This is a genomic window from Halobacillus kuroshimensis DSM 18393, from assembly GCF_000425705.1.
GTDB lineage: Bacteria > Bacillota > Bacilli > Bacillales > Halobacillaceae > Halobacillus > Halobacillus kuroshimensis.
Window position 1 is genome coordinate 1,133,508 of sequence record NZ_AUDY01000008.1, and the last position, 15,918, is coordinate 1,149,425.

A 15,918-nucleotide genomic window follows, 5' to 3' on the forward strand; every position below is an offset into this window, starting at 1 on the left:
TAGTTTGACAATAATGTATACGTAAAGTATGATTCAGACATGAAAGCGTTATCAAAAAGGTGAAAGGAAGGGATAAACGGATGTACTTACATTCTGTCTGGAAGCAATTATGGAAATGGGATCGCAGCCTTCGAAAGGATATAAAGAATGTAACTTCTTATGTATTTGCAAAAGCTCCTTCGAATGCAGCCGTACAGGAAGAAATTAATCCATCAAAGGAACTCGTCGATGACAAACCTCCACGACCGGGGAATTATTCCCCCCCTCAGAAAATCGGATTAATTGTTGGACCCCTTTTACACGTATTGATCACCTCGCTGATTCAACCGGAAGGAATGAGCGCAGAAGCGGTCCAGATGCTTGGTCTGATCAGCTGGATTGCTACATGGTGGGTAACAGAAGCGCTGCCGATTCCGGTCACGTCCCTGCTTCCACTGCTGCTTTTTCCGTTAACAGGAGTTATGGAGACCGGTGAAGTTTCCTCCTCTTATGGTGATCCTCTGATCTTTTTATTCGCTGGAAGTTTTATGATTGCTTTAACAATGGAAAAATGGAACCTTCATAAACGAATCGCTTTAGCTATCATTGCCTTTATAGGAAGCAGTCCGAATATGATTATACTTGGTTTCATGACAGCGACCGGTTTTTTATCGATGTGGATTTCCAATACAGCCAGTACAATGATGATGGTTCCAATAAGCCTGGCTGTTACGAAACACGTAGCCGAATCCTTGAAAAACAACACAGATGTAACTCCCGGAAACTTCCCTTTTGGTACCGCCATTATGCTCGGAACCGCGTATGCAGCAACCATCGGTGGATTCGGCACATTAATCGGTGCTCCGGCCAACACGATTTTGGCTGCAACGGTGAATAATTTATACGGCATTGACATTTCCTTTGCCCGATGGATGATGTTCGGTCTTCCCATGGTTGTTCTTCTTGTACCTCTCGTCTGGCTCTATCTTGTTAAAGTCGCCTATCCAATGAAAATCAAGAACATTCCAGGCGGAAGAAAAATTATAAAGAAGGAATTAAAAGAGCTTGGAAAAATGAGTTACGAAGAGAAGGTTGTACTGACTGTATTTTCCCTGACAGCGCTGGCTTGGATTACGCGGAGTCTTGTACTTGAACGCTTCATTCCTGGTATTGATGACACGATTATCGCACTGCTTGGAGCCGTCCTGCTATTCTTAATTCCTGCCAAAAATAAAGAAGGAAGCATTCTCGACTGGGACACGGTCCTAAAGCTGCCATGGGGAATCCTCTGGCTTTTCGGAGGTGGTCTCGCTCTTGCTGCGGGTATCGTCAGTTCCGGACTGGATAAATGGATCGGCAGCCAGCTCGTCAATTACAGCAGCATCCCATTCTTCCTCATGGTCGGATTAATCATCGCCGTCATCACTATGTTGACTGAGTTCACATCAAATACGGCGACCTCTACGATGGTTTATCCGATTGTTGCTGCAGGTGCTGCAGCCTTAGGAACAGATCCGATCATCCTCATGGTGGCCGCCTGTATGGGTGCAACATTTGCTTTTATGTTCCCTGTAGCAGCACCGCCGAATGCGATCGTTTTCGCAACCGGTTACATCAAAATGAGCGGAATGGCTTCAACAGGAATCTGGCTGAACATCAGCTGCATCCTCTTCTCTATCGTCATCGTCTATTTCTATGTACCTGTTATTTTTGGAGGGTTACTGAACTAACAACCTGAATCAGGGGCTCTGCTTTGTGCAGGGCCTCTGTTTTATTCTTTTGGAAAACGGATTACAAATCATGGAATAAGGGAATGGACGTACTGTATTTGATTCATGACAAGGAGGGTATGGAATGACTGCAAAGAAAGTGCTGATCATTACTGGAGATGCTGTTGAAGCCCTGGAAGTGTACTACCCTTATTTCCGCTGCCTGGAGGAAGGTTTCCAAGTTGACATTGCCGCCCCTCATCAAAAGAAACTGAATACCGTCATCCATGATTTCGAGGATTGGGAAACGTATACGGAAAAGCCTGGATACTTAATTGAAGCCGGAATCACCTTTGCTGATGTGACACCGGAAAATTATGATGCCCTGATCATCCCTGGTGGACGTGCTCCGGAACACATCCGGATGAACGAAGAAATTCCGGGTATTGTCCGACACTTTTTTGAAAACGATAAGCCGGTTGCCGTCATGTGCCACGGCAGTCTTGTCCTGACAACGGTCCCTGATGTGGTCCGGGGAAGGAAGATGACTGCTTACTCAGCCTGTCAGCCGGAGGTGGAGAGTATCGGAGCCGAATATATGAATGAAATGGATTATGTTGATGGTAATCTCGTATCCGGACATGCCTGGCCGGATCTCCCGAACATCATGAAAGAGTTCGTGAAGCAGGTAAAAGAAACAACCGTTCATACGTAAGTACAAAAAGGACACCCTTAAAAAGGTGTCCTTTTTGATAGATTCACGCTTTGTCTGCCTCTAAGTATGAAAGAACATTTCCAATAGAAACGGTTCGTATACAACGGATTGTGATTGAGCTGCCGTGGAGCGATCGGCGCCTGTGGGAACAGTGCGAGCCGAAAATCCATTAGGTCAAGTGACTTTTCACGGCTGGTTAGCTGAGGCCGTGCCTGGGTCAGGCTTCCACCGATAAGCGGAACATGAATATCCATAAAAAAGGGACAGCTCCACGGAGAAACAAGTGCTTTTTCTACAGTCCAGGGACACCGTCAAAAGGTGTCCCTTTTATTATTTCGTGACTGGGAAAGAAATTCCGGTAAGACGCTCAGATTCTGCCCAAAGTTCCTCCGCATCCACCACATCGAGGGTTTCCGTCTTCGGTTTCACCACAACAGGATCTCCTTTCATCTCCATAAATCCTGAAGGTCCAAGATAACAGCCGCCCTCAAGGTCCGGATCAGTAGCTGCGCGGATCCCTGGAAGTGCCCCTTCATAGGCACTCTGGGTGACACGTTTCAACACACCACTCAGAGCTTTGTATAAGAAGCGGTCTTCAATATGACGGGCGAGATCTGTCTGTGCTCCCCCGGGGTGGGCCCCCAGCGATTTAATGGACAGTCCAGCCTGATCGATCCTTCGCTGCAGTTCAAAGGCAAATAGTAAATTAGCAAACTTTGAGCGGCTGTATGATTTCATAGGGGTATATCCTTTCCCCTGTTCAAACATAAGGTTTTCAAAGTTCACAGAGCCCGATTTGTGGGCATTGCTGCTGATTGTCACAACCCTGGAGCCATCAGTAGCGGCTAACCGTTCAAATAAGCGGGCCGTTAAAGCAAAGTGACCCAGGTGGTTGGTTCCGAACTGAAGCTCGAACCCATTCTTCGTTTTGCCATAAGGCGTTGTCATGACCCCGGCATTATTCATCAATATATCAAGGCGGTCATATTTTCCCTTGAATTGTTCTGCAAAGGAAGCGACAGAATCCAGATCTGCTAAATCCAGTTCCATCACGTCTACGATGATATCCGCCTTTTTTCTCTTCAGTAGATCGGCAGCTTCTTCTCCACGTTTCTTAGAACGTGAAGCCATAATAACTGTGGCCCCTTTTTCACCGAGGACTTTGACTGCTTCCAGACCCAGCCCTCCATTCCCACCTGTCACAACTACGACTTTTCCTTCCATGGATGGTATCGATGGAACGGACCATTCTGTTACGTTCATGATTTCATCTCCTCCTGTATGTTCATCTTTCATTTCCAGCTGCCTTTACGAGAAAGGTTCCTACTATAAATCATAAGACAAAGTTCATATAGAAGAAAAGAAAACGCCTTGATTATCAAAAAATTCTAACTACATCCAAAAAAAGGCGGCGTCCATGTCAGACACCACCTTTTTAAAACCCTCTATAGAAAACAATGGCGGGGTGAGAACACCCCGTCATTGGAAACCGTTCTTTTTATGCTTGATCCTGCTTACGGCGGAAACCGATGAAGGCAGCTAGAACAGCCATACCCATGGAAGCAAAGGCTATCATCCAGGCATTCAGCCCGCCATCTTCACTCGTACCGCCCATGCCGGTTTTCGGCATTTCAGATGGCATGTCGCTGGCAAACATATCAGGATTCTGCTGCACAATGGCTCCGGATAACCCTTCTCCTACGCCGTACATATGGCCGTAAGCTTCACGTACCTGCTCATATGCCATTTCGTAGTCACCGTTCACATAGTTATCAAACGCTCCAGTAAGCTGCTGCACGTGCATCTGCAGACCTTCTGCTGTATTTTCAGCCATCAATTTACCTTCGGTCGCTGTATCAAGGAATTTGGAGAATTCCTGTCTGTACCCATCAAGAGCTTTCAATGCTTCTTCTTTCGCCTGCTCATCATCATTTCCTGTCGCTTTTACATAATCAACAAAGTAGCCGATGTGCTCGGACCACATCTCTTCAAACTGTGCACCCGCTTCTTCCCCGTAAACAGAGGATATAGCTGCTGATAGATCTTCTGTATTATGACTCAAAGCTTCGGCAGCTTCTTCAAAGTCCTCCGCTCCGTCGCCGCCTTTCTGCATAGCCAGAACTGCCAAGGCTGCATGTTCAGAAAGGAGATGGTTCAAATCAGCACGGAGATCGGCCGCAGGTGTGGCCGGCGTTGTATTTTCAAACTTCTCCGGGAACTGGTCTGTAATGGCGGTGGATAAACCTTTTCCAACACCGTACATATGCTCGATGCTCATACGGAGATTTTCGTAAGCTTCATCAAAATCGCCTTCCTCGTAGCTGTCAAAAGCTCCAACTAGTTGATCTACGTGCATTTGAAGCCCTTCAGCCAAGGCAGAGGCTTCTAATCTCTCTCCTGTCGCTGATTCCATAAAGGATGAGAAGTCCTGTCTGTAGTCGTCAAGATTATCAAGGGCTGTCTGACGTCCTTCTTCATCATCTTCCGCTGTTGCTTTTACGTAATCCACGAAATAACCAATGTGTTCGGACCATAGGTCTTCAAACTGGCTGCCGGCTTCTTCCCCGTAGACAGATCCGACAGCACCGGATAGGTCCTTCGTATTCGCCTGCAGGGCAGCGGCTGCCTGTTCAAAGTCTTCTCCGCCTTCTAATCCTTTCTGCATGGTTACAACAGCCAGATAGGCATGTTCAGAAAGATAATGATCCAATGTCGCACGAAGATCGGCGGCTGGCGTAGACACCGTTACTTTGTCCATTTTTTCATGGTCGCCATGATGGTCGGCAAATGCCGGGCTTGCTGTAGGTATTAATAGAGCTGCTGACAGCGGAAGCGCTGCAAAAGTCTTCTTCCAATTTACTTTGTGTGTCATTGATTCATCCACTCCTCTTTGAATTGGTTTCATACAGCTAACGAGAGGAGATGACATATGGATCACTATTTCTATTATTTTTTTGGGAAACTTGTCACGCATCTCCGAAATAACGTCTATAAAGCGCTCTATGACAGAGAACTCAGTATGTTTTCTATTTACTTATTCCATTTCATCTGGCCTGTCACCCTGCCGGAGCAGAGGCAGGCGCATATACTATTCCTAGGACATTTTCATAACCTGGAGGTTACTATTAATATGGATAATATAAACAACCCTGTGCAGCCTGGAAAAATTAAATCGGGAAACTTGTGGGTGCTGGATGACTTTAATCCGGAGCTGATTTTAAATGATATCCTCCGGCTGAACTTAAACACTGTGAATGTACCGATACATGTGGACATTCCCAGCCGTACATCATTAACCATGACGATCAATGAAGCTCAAAAACAAAAAGCGGTCGAATTGATTGAAGTTTTGACAGGTAAAGGGATTCAAGTGATGCTGGAGCCGTTCCCATTCATCCAAGGAGGGCAGTTCGGGGAAACCGAATGGAACCCCGCAGATAAAAAGCGATGGTTTATGTTGTGGCAGACGACGGTGCTTAATCCTTTAATTAACACCATCGCCAACCCCTACCAAGTCTGGGGTTTGAATATTGCCTCCAACCTCGTCAACTTTGAATCGATGGAAGCCGACTGGGATGCAATGATCGAGGAAACCAGGCGCCAACTCGGAGGTAATGTCGTATTACGTACAAACTGGTGGTATACAGCATCCTGGAGTCCACAGACACAGCAGGCCTTCACAACAAAAATCAACCGCTCTTATTGGAAACTCGTTGATTTCATATCCATTGATGCCTGGTTTGAACTGAACAACCAGGCCGTTCCATCTGTCGAACAAATTAAATCTTCCATGACTTCCACAGAGGTTTACAACAGGAAGCAGAATATTCTGCAGGAAATTCAGCGGTTCCATGAAGTAACCGGAAAAGATATTTACTTTGGCGGGTTTAACATTCCAGCACTTGAATATGGATTGAAGTTTCCTTGGAACGAAGCCGTTTCTCCTGTTAAATCCCCCGCCGTTCAAGCGAATGGCTGGACTGCCTACAAAGAAATGCTGGAGGACCTTTCCTATTTTCTCGGCTTCTCCGTATGGGTCATCGGAAATAACGATCCGGAATATTCGTACAGAGTAGAGCCTGAAACCGCCCTGGTCATCCATGACTGGTATTATGATGACACATGCTCGGAAAAGGAGTTAGAAGAGCTGCGTAAGGAATTGGAGACGCTTCAAGGAGAGATGAACCACCTTCAGGAACAGATTGAGGAGCTTGAGCTTGAGCGGGGACAATGGCTTGTAAGAGAAGGAGAATTAATAAACCGGATAGAAGACCAGCAACAGATCTTAAATGAAATTAAGAGATTAATCGACAACGGGGCCTGATCTAATCAAAAAAAAGCTTTCCGTCTTTGGACGGAAAGCTCTTTTCTATTAAAGTCCGGCTTGGAGAATAATTTCTCCCTGCGGGGTTTGGTTGCCTGTCTGTGGTTCCTTCGTAATGGCGACGGCGTCCCACGATTTTTCTTCATTAATTGTAAACGCTACTCCACCACTGCCGGTATCATTCGTTGTAAAAGCACCAGCCGGTTCTGGTGTCTCTCCTTCAATCAGCCATACTTGATACACTTCCCCTGGCTCCAGGTTTTCCAGGTTCTGGGTTTGTACAAGAAGCTCTTGTCGGGTTTCACGGTTTAATAACGTAGCTGTTCCAGCAGCATTGGTCCCTTCAGCAGAAGCCAGTTCTGTCTGCTGAAGCGGTGAAGCTGTACCAGATTCGCTGTCCTCCAGTTCGGAAAGAGCTGTTTGGATTTCTGTAAGACTTGATTCCAACTGTTCATTTTCTGTGGCCAGATCGGACACTTCAAGTCCCGTATACACATTCATACCAATGGAAAGAAGAAGTCCTGCAGCCAGTACACCTGACCAGGCTTTCCACTTCACAGGTCTCTTCGTACGGACAGGTGCGGTGTCTTCCTCCTCATTGGAGAAGACTTCGTCCAATACCCTCTGCTTCATTCCTGCTGGCGGTTCCGTCTGCTCCATATACGTCGGCAGATCCCCCATCAAATCTTCCATTTCCTTCAGTTCTTCCTGACACCGGGGGCATTCGGATAAGTGTTTTTCAAATTGCTTCCGCTCAATATCTGATAATTGATCATTTATATAATCCAGGATGTGGTCACATGGTTTATCGTTCATAAACGATCCCCCCTTCTTTCTCAAGGTGCTCTCTCAATTTCTTCAGCGCCAGCCGGACACGTCCTTTGACGGTACCGAGGGGAATATCACATTTTTCCGCAATCTCTCTTTGAGACATCCCTTGAAAATAAAAGAGACAAATCATTCTTTGTTGTTCGTCCGGGAGCGTATGAACAGCTCGTCGAAGCTGATTCCGCTCCTCCTTATCTTCAATTTCCTGCTCAACACCCGGCAGGTCCTCATGAACAGAATCACGCTGATCCCATTCTACTTCCTGAACTTTTTTCTTTCTTATTAAATCAATGGAAGCATTTCTGGTGATCGTCAAAAGCCAGCTGGAGAACTTTCCCCGACCGCTGACATACTGACCTGCCCCTTTTCCTCTCCACAACTTCATAAATACATCCTGCATGACTTCCTCTGCCGCCTGCGAATCTTTCATCATCCGATAGGCAAAGGAGTACAACAGCTTTTCATAACGGTCGTAAAGAACTTCAAGGGCCTCTTTATCTTTCTGCCTGATTCGTTCATACAAATCCAAGTCTGTCGGTTGGGCCATTCAGAAATCTCCTTTAAATCCATAATGATACTAGTATATCTGTTTTTATCAAATCCTTCACGTTTTATATAGAATACGGAAGAAAGCACGTTTTGGATGTATCTGAAGTAAAAAAATCCTCCACTCCGCAAAACGTGAAATTCACCTTAACCCATGATGGATGCCTTTCCCAAACAAAAACCCCCGCATAAACTAATTATGAACAGGGGGTGAGATCATGAGCTACGGATACGGAGCAGGCTTTGCGCTGATTGTTGTTTTGTTCATTCTCCTTATTATTGTTGGAGCTGCTTATGTTAAATACTAAAATGAAACGCCGGTCAGAGTGCTCCACTCTGACTCTTTTCTACTTTTCCGGAAATGCATGCAGGATCCTGTCCGAAAGATGGCTGACTCTTGCCCGGTTATAGCGCTGGATCATAATGAATGGCAGATTAAACAACAGTGCATACATAATCATGACCCACCCTGCCCATGGTGGGTTAAATAGAAAAAACAAGGGGGCTGGGAAAATCTGCATCCAGTGTGAGAGTTCCGACCTGGTCAGCTGCTCTCCCAGCTCATCATATGCATACACGTTTCTAATCGAAGCCGCCGTCTTTCCTCTACCTTTGTTCACCCACTTCCTCGCTTCCGGAAGCATCGTTTTCCATTTATGAATTCCGAAAGACCGGTAAATACGCCCACGACCTTCCCAGCTTTTCGTCCTTAACAATGGCTGCAGGAACCGAATGAAGGAAGCAGGTGCCATAGCTGTGATGCCGCTGACGGCTATATGGATGAACAACCACATAACTGCATTGAAGACCATCGATTCACCTTCTTTTATCCTTTTCCATATACATAATAATCAAGTCCTTATCACCTGGTGCTTCTCGGGCTTCGTTTTCCCCTTTTTCCAATGGTGTATTCACCTCAGACGGTTTGATTAATGTTGGATATCTAAGGGAACACTACCCTAAAAAAAAGAGAGGTCTTTTATGTTTATCCAATGGATTGCTCATCTCCTGCGTATGCTTCCCAATAAAGCAGTACGCACGTCTACCATACAAAAACAGGAGGTAAAGAAGCGCGTCGATGTTTTAGTCGACACTTCGATTGCTCCAGTAGCTGTCACCTATTACGAACCGCTCCACTCTCCCTATAAAAAGCTGCCTGTTTATATAAACCTCCACGGCGGGGCCTTCATTATGTATAACAAAGAAATGGATGACCCTTACTGCCGGTACCTGGCCAATAGGACAGGTTGTGTGATCATCAACGTGGAATACGCCAAAGCGCCGGAGCATCCCTTCCCTGCTCCAATCATTCAGCTCTATGAAGTATTGGCCTGGATGAAAAGCCATGCAGAAGGGTTGAACATCGATCCTGACAAGTGGATGATCGGAGGACAGAGTTCCGGTGCCAACATCGCTGCCGCTTTGTGTTTATACTTGAAGGATCAACAGGAGCCTCAGCCCCTCCTCCAGGTTTTATCGTGCGCCATGCTTGATTTTGCTACACCGTTTTCCGAAAAACCAGAACCAAATAAATGGCGCTCCAAATACCCTCAGTTCGCTCATTTCCTGAATCTGTGCTATGTCCCGGAACAAGGACAGGATGCCCATCCCTACGCATCGCCTGTTTATGCAGAGAATGTTCACGGTGCAGCTGAAACTGTCATAATTACTGCGGAATATGATGCCTTCAAACCTGAAGCGGAGAGGTATGCCAAAAATCTGAAAAAAGCAGGTGTCCCTGTCCATCACCACCTATTTGAAGACTGTTACCACCTGTTCACCCATCTTGGTCCCACCGAAGCGGCTACGGAGGCATGGGATACGATTGCTTCTCACATAAGGAAGGTCGCAGCCCATTCGGCTGCGCCTTTCAAGCAGATATCCTCATGAATAAATCCCCCTCCTTAAGGAGAGGGATTTATTTTCCACTGATGACAATCTGCATGGCAATGAAACTGAAGATGAGGCCCTGTGCTTTTTGAAGCTTACCGGTCGAAATCCGGTGAAGCACGTTCTGTTGAATTTTTTCTGATAACACCGAGACCAGGAAGAAAACGAGAAATGCCTGGGTGATAAAAATCAATCCGAGTAAAAGCATCTGTAAAGAAACACTCCCGCGGGACGGATCGGCGAAAGGAGGAAGAAGGGCGAGGAAGAATAACGATACCTTCGGATTGAGAAGGTTCATAAGGATCCCTTTCCTGTAAAGCTTTTGGTATTTTTCCGTAGTCCCCTGCGCTGCTCCATTCGCTGGTGCTCCACCCCTGAAGGACTGAAAAGCAAGAAAAAGCAGGTAAGCGGCTCCTGCATACTTCACGACCTCAAATGCGGCCGCTGACTGATAGATGACCGCTGATACTCCAAGGGCAGCGGCCGAAACGTGAACCACCAGCCCTGTACACAACCCAAGAGACGTAACAATTCCCGCCTTCGCATGCTGAGCAAGACTTTGAGCAAGCACAAAAAGGATGTCAGGTCCCGGACTCAGGGTCAACAAAAGAGAAATGCCGATAAATGATAAAACAACAGAAACTTCCAAAGCGTTTACCTCCCCATTCCAACTTCCCTTGTTTCATACAGTTCCAGAGGCAGCTGATCCGGGTCTTTAAAGAAAGTGAAACGCCTGCCGGTATATGGATCAACCCTCACCTCTTCTACACTCACCCCTTTTTCCTCCAGCTCTTGTTTAGAGTGCTCCACGTCCTCCACGGCAAAGGCAAGGTGTCTTAGACCTCTCGCTTCCGGAGCATCCGGCCGTTCTGGTGGTGATGGAAAGGAAAACAATTCAAGTTGACTTTCACCTGCCAGAAGATCGAGTTTATAAGATTCTCTTTCTTCCCTGTAGTTTTCTGCGATAATCGAAAAACCGAGAATATGTACATAAAAATGCTTTGAAACTTCATAATCTGAACAAATAATCGCTGCATGGTGTATCTGTTTCACATGCATCCAATCCCTCCTTTGTCTGATCTCTTTTACTATAACGGGACGACCAATCACCTGTCATCCTTCTATCTGGTTTTTATTGACTTTTCTATGAAAGCGTTTTTATAATAGATCAAACAAATGTTTGACTATTCAAACATTTGTTCACAAAGGGGGACCTATGATAAATGGAAAAGTTGACCACACGTGAGCGTCAGGTGTACCAGCAGATTGTCAAAAACCCTTATATATCCCAGCAGACCCTCTCAGAAGCTCTTCAACTGTCCCGTTCCACTGTCGCGAATCTTATTTCCGGTCTCGTTCAGAAAAATGTCCTTCTCGGCCGCGCCTATGTGTTAAACAAGTCCAGACAGGTGCTCTGCATCGGAGGAGCCAATGTCGACCGGAAACTCCACACCTATGAGCCACTTCAAATGTACACATCCAACCCTGTTTATTCTCGTTCCAGTGCCGGAGGTGTTGCGAGAAACATCGCTGAAAACCTTGGAAGGCTGGGTTTTCACCCTTCGCTTATTACAGCATCCGGCATGGATGCTGACTGGGACCTGATCGAAAAAGCCTCCCGTCCCTTTATGAATCTGGAAGGTACTCTTCATCTCCCTCACGCCACCACAGGTACATACACAGCATTGATGAATCCTCAGGGGGAATTGCTTACTGCGCTCGCGGACATGGAGGTTTTCGAGGCGATTGTTCCTCCCCTTGTTATGAAAAGTGAAATAAAGATGAGGCAGTCGGAATGTATGGTTGCTGACCTCAACTGTCCAAAAGAGACGTTGGAACTCCTGCTTCGGATGAGCCGCAGTTTCTCTGTCCCCCTTGCGTTTGTTACCGTCTCTGCCCCTAAGATGAAGCGCCTGCCCGAAAATCTGCACGGACTTACGTGGCTGATGACCAATATTGAAGAAACCGAAGCCCAATTCGATATGTCCATTGACTCCAAAGAGAAATGGTACCTCGCCGCAGGTTTATGGCTGGAGATGGGCATCGAAAAAGTGACCATTACCTCCGGAAAGGACGGCGTCGTCGTTGGAGAGAAGGAAGGAGATATCCATCACTTCCCTTCTTTTTCAACAGGGGATGTCCACGATGTGACCGGTGCGGGAGATGCTTTCTGCGCCGGGGTTTTATACGGATGGATGGAAGGCATGGAACTTCAGGAAATTATAAAAACGGGGATGATGAATGCAGTAAAGTGTATTCAGTCCCCCTACACGGTCCGGCAGGATTTGACACCGTCCCTGCTGACCCAGGATGTGGAGGAATTTGTATGAACCCTTATGTAGACATCTCAAAAGAAGTGGCTTACGCTCTGGCAGAAAACCTCCCCGTAGTCGCTCTTGAATCGACCATCATCTCACACGGGATGCCCTATCCTCACAATTTACAAACGGCGGAGGAAGTGGCTGCCATTATCCGGGAGCATGGCGCTGTACCAGCCACAACAGCCATTATGGATGGAAAAATTAAAGTGGGGCTGACAAAAGAAGAATTAACGAGACTTGCTTCTGAAAAAGAAGTGATCAAAGCTTCCCGCAAAGATATTGCGTACCTGGCTGCTTCAGGAAAAACAGGTGCGACTACCGTGGCGGGGACGATGTTCTGCGCCGGCCTTGCCGGTATCCCCGTTTTTGTCACAGGCGGCATCGGCGGCGTCCACCGGGGCGCCGAGTCCACGATGGATATTTCAGCGGACCTTGAGGAACTGGCACAGACGAACGTGGCCGTTATATGTGCCGGTGCCAAATCCATTCTCGATCTCGGCCGGACGCTGGAATATCTGGAGACGAAAGGGGTTCCTGTCCTAAGCTATCAAACAGACCAGCTTCCTGCCTTTTTCACAAGATCGAGCACTTTTTCCTCCAACTATCAAGTCAATCATCCGGAGGAAATTGCCGCAGTGATCGACACCAAATGGTCGCTTGGCCTCGACGGTGGCCTGGTCATTGCCAATCCTATTCCTGAACACAGCGCACTGGAAGAATCCTACATGAACCAGATGATCGACGAAGCTTTACAAGAGGCCGGCAAACAAAATATTACACAAAAGGACGTTACCCCCTTCCTCCTTGATTTTATCCACAAGGCGACACAAGGGAAAAGTCTCCAGGCGAACATTGCGTTAATCAAATCCAATGCGGCCTTAGGAGCAGAAATAGCCGCTGCCTATCAAAAACAAAGACAAACCGTCCAATCGATATAGCTCTTATATCAAAATGATGACTTCCCCCTGGGTTTTTTTACAAATAATGGGCCGGATGCCCTGTTTCCTGTCAGACAGCACTAGACCTTCTGAAAACCGGGAATAGTAGAATACAAGTCATAAAACACCAAGGAGGATGATTATGTTGTGGCTGCTGCTCGGCATTCTGGCTGTCGTTATTGCTGTGTCAATTTATTTTGATCAAAAAAGAAGAAAACGTATGAAGCGGGAGACTCAGTCTGAGGACACCCACCGGTTAAAGGAAACCTACTATATCGATGGAGCCGGAAGAAAATCATCAGATCCAAAGTACAATAAACAGTTGTAAACACAGAAAAGGACAGGGGGGCTCCCTGTCCTTTTCTGTGTTTGATTAAAAATCGAATTCATCCGGATGCGGGCCGCTGCGGACATTTCCATTGAGTTCATCCAGCTGCTTCATTTCTTCCGTATCTAGTTCAAAATCGTAGATACTGATATTATCTCTAATTCGGGAAGGTGTCATGGATTTCGGAATGGTCACGACATCATGCTGGATATCCCAGCGCAGAATAATCTGAGCCGGTGATTTATCATGACGCTGTGCCAACTGTTGGATAACCGGATGATCCAAAAGATCCGCATTCATTAATGGAGACCATGCCTCGACTTGAATGTCGTGTTTTTTCCCGTATTCACGAACCTCCTGCTGGGTCAGTTTAGGATGAAACTCGACCTGGTTAATAACAGGCTTGACCTCTGCGTAGGACAACAGATCATCCAAATGGTGCACTTGGAAGTTACTGACGCCTATGGATTTTACACGCCCTTCCTTATAAAGGGATTCCATGGCTTTCCACGGCTGTTCATATTTCTTATTCCCCGGCCAGTGAATCAAGTAAAGGTCCAGATAGTCCAGACCCAGTTTCTCTAAACTCTCTTCGTAGGCATTGATGGTCCCTTCATAATCGAGGCCGTCATTCCACACTTTGGAAGTCACGAAAAGATCCCCGCGTTTTACAAGCCCCTGTTCCACGGCTTTCTTAATTCCATTCCCTACACTGCGTTCATTTCCATAAATCGCAGCGGTATCGATACTGCGGTAGCCTTCTTTAATCGCTGTAACGACAGCTTCCTCAAGAGCCTCCCCTTCGTCGACACGGAAGACCCCGTAACCGATTTCCGGCATTTCCAGACCGTTGTTCAATGTTTTCGTATTGGTTTTCATGTTATTTTCCTCCTCTTCTTTCTTTGCTTCTTTTCGGCTGCTTGAAAATAATTACCGAAAAAAAGAGAGTCCAAACATTGTTACTGTTCTACTTTTCTCAATAAACCTGTTAAGAATACAGCCCCGACAACCATGATGGCACCAATCCAAGGGGTATGGATAAGGCCGATACCGTCTACGATGATTCCTCCGACAAAAGAACCGATGGCAATTCCGACATTAAAGGCGGCAATGTTCAGCGCAGATGCGACATTGACTGCAGATGGGACGTATTTTTCAGCCAGGTTAACGACGAGCACTTGAAGGCCGGGAACGTTCATAAAGGCAAACAGCCCCATAAGGAAGATAGCGATAAGACCCGCAGTTTTGAAAGGAGCGGCAAACGTCAATCCAAATAGGATGACAGCTTGAAGCACAAACATCCAGAATAATGCTCGAAGCGGGTTTTTGTTAGAAGCTTTCCCACCTACAACGTTACCGATCGCTACAGCCACCCCATACACAAGCAGGATGATACTGACCCACTTGGAACTAAATCCTGTTACATTTTCAAGTAAAGGAGTCAGATAAGTGAAGGCGACAAAGGTCCCTCCATATCCAAGGGCTGTAATCAGGAAAGCAAGCATGAGTTTTCCGTTTTTCAGGATTTTCAATTGGTCACTGAATTTAGCAGGCGGCGCTTCTTTCAAGTTACTTGGAACTAAAATGGAACTGGCAATAATACCGACTAAACCCAGCAGTGCAACACCCCAGAAGGTGGCTCTCCAGCCGAAAGCCTGTCCAATGAACGTCCCCAACGGAACACCCGTGACCGTAGCGACCGTCAGTCCTGTAAACATAAAGGCGATAGCACTGGCCCGTTTATGTTCAGGTACAAGATCTGCGGCTATCGTGGAACCGATGGAAAAAAAGATCCCATGGGAGAAAGCGGTAATGAAGCGCGCCACGAGCAGCAGGCCGAAGCTTGTCGACAGGGCAGCTACCGAGTTCCCGATAATAAACAAGACCATCAACGACAATAAAAGTGATTTACGGCTCATCTTACTCGTCAGAGCCGTTAACACCGGCGCTCCGACAGCTACCCCGAGGGCATAGCCGGAAATCAAAAGCCCCGCCAGTGTAATGGATATCGATAAATCATCGGCAATGGAAGATAATAAACCTACAGGAACAAATTCCGTCGTTCCAATACCGAAGGCACTAATGGCTAAAGCAATCAGCGCAGGAGTGCCTCCTTTTGATTTAGGTTGATCAATCGTTTCTGCGTATGAACTCATGAAGAAGTCCTCCTCTTTCATTTTGTGAGTCCGGAAAAGCAAAGGCGCCTTTGACCATTTCCGGATTGCTCTCTTGAATGTTATGCACGCCAGGGGAACATAGATGGCATATCGTCGGGCAGTTAAACGTGCCCGGGCTCTTTAATGCCGGCCCATCCCCCCGGGGACAAAAATGATTATGCTA

The 15,918-nt window shown here is 46.7% G+C and carries 17 protein-coding genes; 8 read left to right on the plus strand and 9 right to left on the minus strand.

Annotation, left to right across the window (positions count from 1 at the left end; translation table 11 throughout):
- The first annotated feature begins 80 nt into the window (after positions 1-80).
- Positions 81-1,709, plus strand: coding sequence for an SLC13 family permease (locus H615_RS0107850; RefSeq protein WP_035531387.1), 1,629 nt, complete (start codon positions 81-83; stop codon positions 1,707-1,709).
- A gap of 124 nt (positions 1,710-1,833) precedes the next feature.
- Complete coding sequence (locus H615_RS0107855; RefSeq protein WP_027954631.1) at positions 1,834-2,403, plus strand: DJ-1/PfpI family protein; 570 nt, start codon at positions 1,834-1,836, stop codon at positions 2,401-2,403.
- 330 nt (positions 2,404-2,733) lie between these two features.
- On the opposite strand, the gene H615_RS0107860 is transcribed toward H615_RS0107855, so the two are convergent.
- A complete protein-coding gene (locus H615_RS0107860; RefSeq protein ID WP_027954632.1) occupies positions 2,734-3,666 on the minus strand; it encodes an oxidoreductase in 933 nt (310 codons plus the stop codon).
- Positions 3,667-3,901: 235 nt separating this feature from the next.
- Positions 3,902-5,275, minus strand: coding sequence for a hypothetical protein (locus H615_RS0107865; RefSeq protein WP_035531390.1), 1,374 nt, complete (start codon positions 5,273-5,275; stop codon positions 3,902-3,904).
- Positions 5,276-5,332: 57 nt separating this feature from the next.
- Between H615_RS0107865 and H615_RS21040 the strand changes: the two genes are divergently transcribed.
- Complete coding sequence (locus H615_RS21040; RefSeq protein ID WP_211225362.1) at positions 5,333-6,727, plus strand: glycoside hydrolase family 113; 1,395 nt, start codon at positions 5,333-5,335, stop codon at positions 6,725-6,727.
- A 48-nt stretch (positions 6,728-6,775) separates the two neighbouring features.
- Here H615_RS21040 and H615_RS0107875 read toward each other — a convergent pair whose 3' ends face one another.
- Both H615_RS0107875 and H615_RS0107880 read right to left on the minus strand, forming a co-directional pair.
- Positions 6,776-7,543: an anti-sigma factor gene (locus H615_RS0107875; protein WP_027954634.1), complete on the minus strand. Its 768-nt coding sequence runs from the start codon at positions 7,541-7,543 to the stop codon at positions 6,776-6,778.
- Positions 7,533-8,102, minus strand: coding sequence for an RNA polymerase sigma factor (locus H615_RS0107880; RefSeq protein WP_027954635.1), 570 nt, complete (start codon positions 8,100-8,102; stop codon positions 7,533-7,535). The genes H615_RS0107875 and H615_RS0107880 overlap by 11 nt, the downstream gene beginning before the upstream one ends.
- Before the next feature lie 217 nt (positions 8,103-8,319).
- On the opposite strand from H615_RS0107880, the gene H615_RS21045 reads away from it, so the two are divergent.
- The gene (locus tag H615_RS21045) at positions 8,320-8,409 is read left to right on the plus strand and encodes a YjcZ family sporulation protein (protein ID WP_035531392.1); all 90 of its coding nucleotides are present in this window, start codon (positions 8,320-8,322) and stop codon (positions 8,407-8,409) included.
- A 39-nt stretch (positions 8,410-8,448) separates the two neighbouring features.
- On the opposite strand, the gene H615_RS0107890 is transcribed toward H615_RS21045, so the two are convergent.
- The gene (locus tag H615_RS0107890) at positions 8,449-8,913 is read right to left on the minus strand and encodes a glycosyl-4,4'-diaponeurosporenoate acyltransferase CrtO family protein (RefSeq protein ID WP_051254619.1); all 465 of its coding nucleotides are present in this window, start codon (positions 8,911-8,913) and stop codon (positions 8,449-8,451) included.
- A 169-nt stretch (positions 8,914-9,082) separates the two neighbouring features.
- Here H615_RS0107890 and H615_RS0107900 point away from each other — a divergent pair, with 169 nt between their 5' ends.
- Positions 9,083-9,991: an alpha/beta hydrolase gene (locus tag H615_RS0107900; RefSeq protein ID WP_027954637.1), complete on the plus strand. Its 909-nt coding sequence runs from the start codon at positions 9,083-9,085 to the stop codon at positions 9,989-9,991.
- Positions 9,992-10,019: 28 nt separating this feature from the next.
- Here H615_RS0107900 and H615_RS0107905 read toward each other — a convergent pair whose 3' ends face one another.
- Together H615_RS0107905 and gloA2 are read right to left on the minus strand one after the other, a co-directional pair.
- Positions 10,020-10,640, minus strand: a complete 621-nt coding sequence (locus tag H615_RS0107905) for a LysE family translocator (RefSeq protein WP_027954638.1) — start codon at positions 10,638-10,640, stop codon at positions 10,020-10,022.
- A 5-nt stretch (positions 10,641-10,645) separates the two neighbouring features.
- On the minus strand, positions 10,646-11,050 hold the full coding sequence (gene gloA2, locus H615_RS0107910; protein ID WP_027954639.1) for an SMU1112c/YaeR family gloxylase I-like metalloprotein: 405 nt from the start codon (positions 11,048-11,050) through the stop codon (positions 10,646-10,648).
- Positions 11,051-11,214: 164 nt separating this feature from the next.
- Between gloA2 and H615_RS0107915 the strand changes: the two genes are divergently transcribed.
- From H615_RS0107915 to H615_RS0107925, 3 genes are all read left to right on the plus strand, one after another.
- Entirely contained in the window at positions 11,215-12,321 is a 1,107-nt protein-coding gene (locus H615_RS0107915) for a carbohydrate kinase (protein ID WP_027954640.1), read from the plus strand.
- On the plus strand, positions 12,318-13,250 hold the full coding sequence (locus tag H615_RS0107920; protein ID WP_027954641.1) for a pseudouridine-5'-phosphate glycosidase: 933 nt from the start codon (positions 12,318-12,320) through the stop codon (positions 13,248-13,250). Before H615_RS0107915 ends, H615_RS0107920 begins: the two co-directional genes overlap by 4 nt.
- Positions 13,251-13,392: 142 nt before the next feature.
- Positions 13,393-13,578, plus strand: coding sequence for a hypothetical protein (locus H615_RS0107925; protein ID WP_027954642.1), 186 nt, complete (start codon positions 13,393-13,395; stop codon positions 13,576-13,578).
- Between the two features lie 45 nt (positions 13,579-13,623).
- Here the strand turns inward: H615_RS0107925 and H615_RS0107930 are convergent, their stop codons facing one another.
- Both H615_RS0107930 and H615_RS0107935 read right to left on the minus strand, forming a co-directional pair.
- Positions 13,624-14,457, minus strand: a complete 834-nt coding sequence (locus H615_RS0107930) for an aldo/keto reductase (RefSeq protein ID WP_027954643.1) — start codon at positions 14,455-14,457, stop codon at positions 13,624-13,626.
- Positions 14,458-14,537: 80 nt separating this feature from the next.
- Positions 14,538-15,734 carry an MFS transporter gene (locus H615_RS0107935; RefSeq protein ID WP_027954644.1) on the minus strand — a complete coding sequence of 399 codons (1,197 nt, stop codon included), beginning with the start codon at positions 15,732-15,734 and terminating at the stop codon, positions 14,538-14,540.
- Positions 15,735-15,918: the final 184 nt, after the last annotated feature.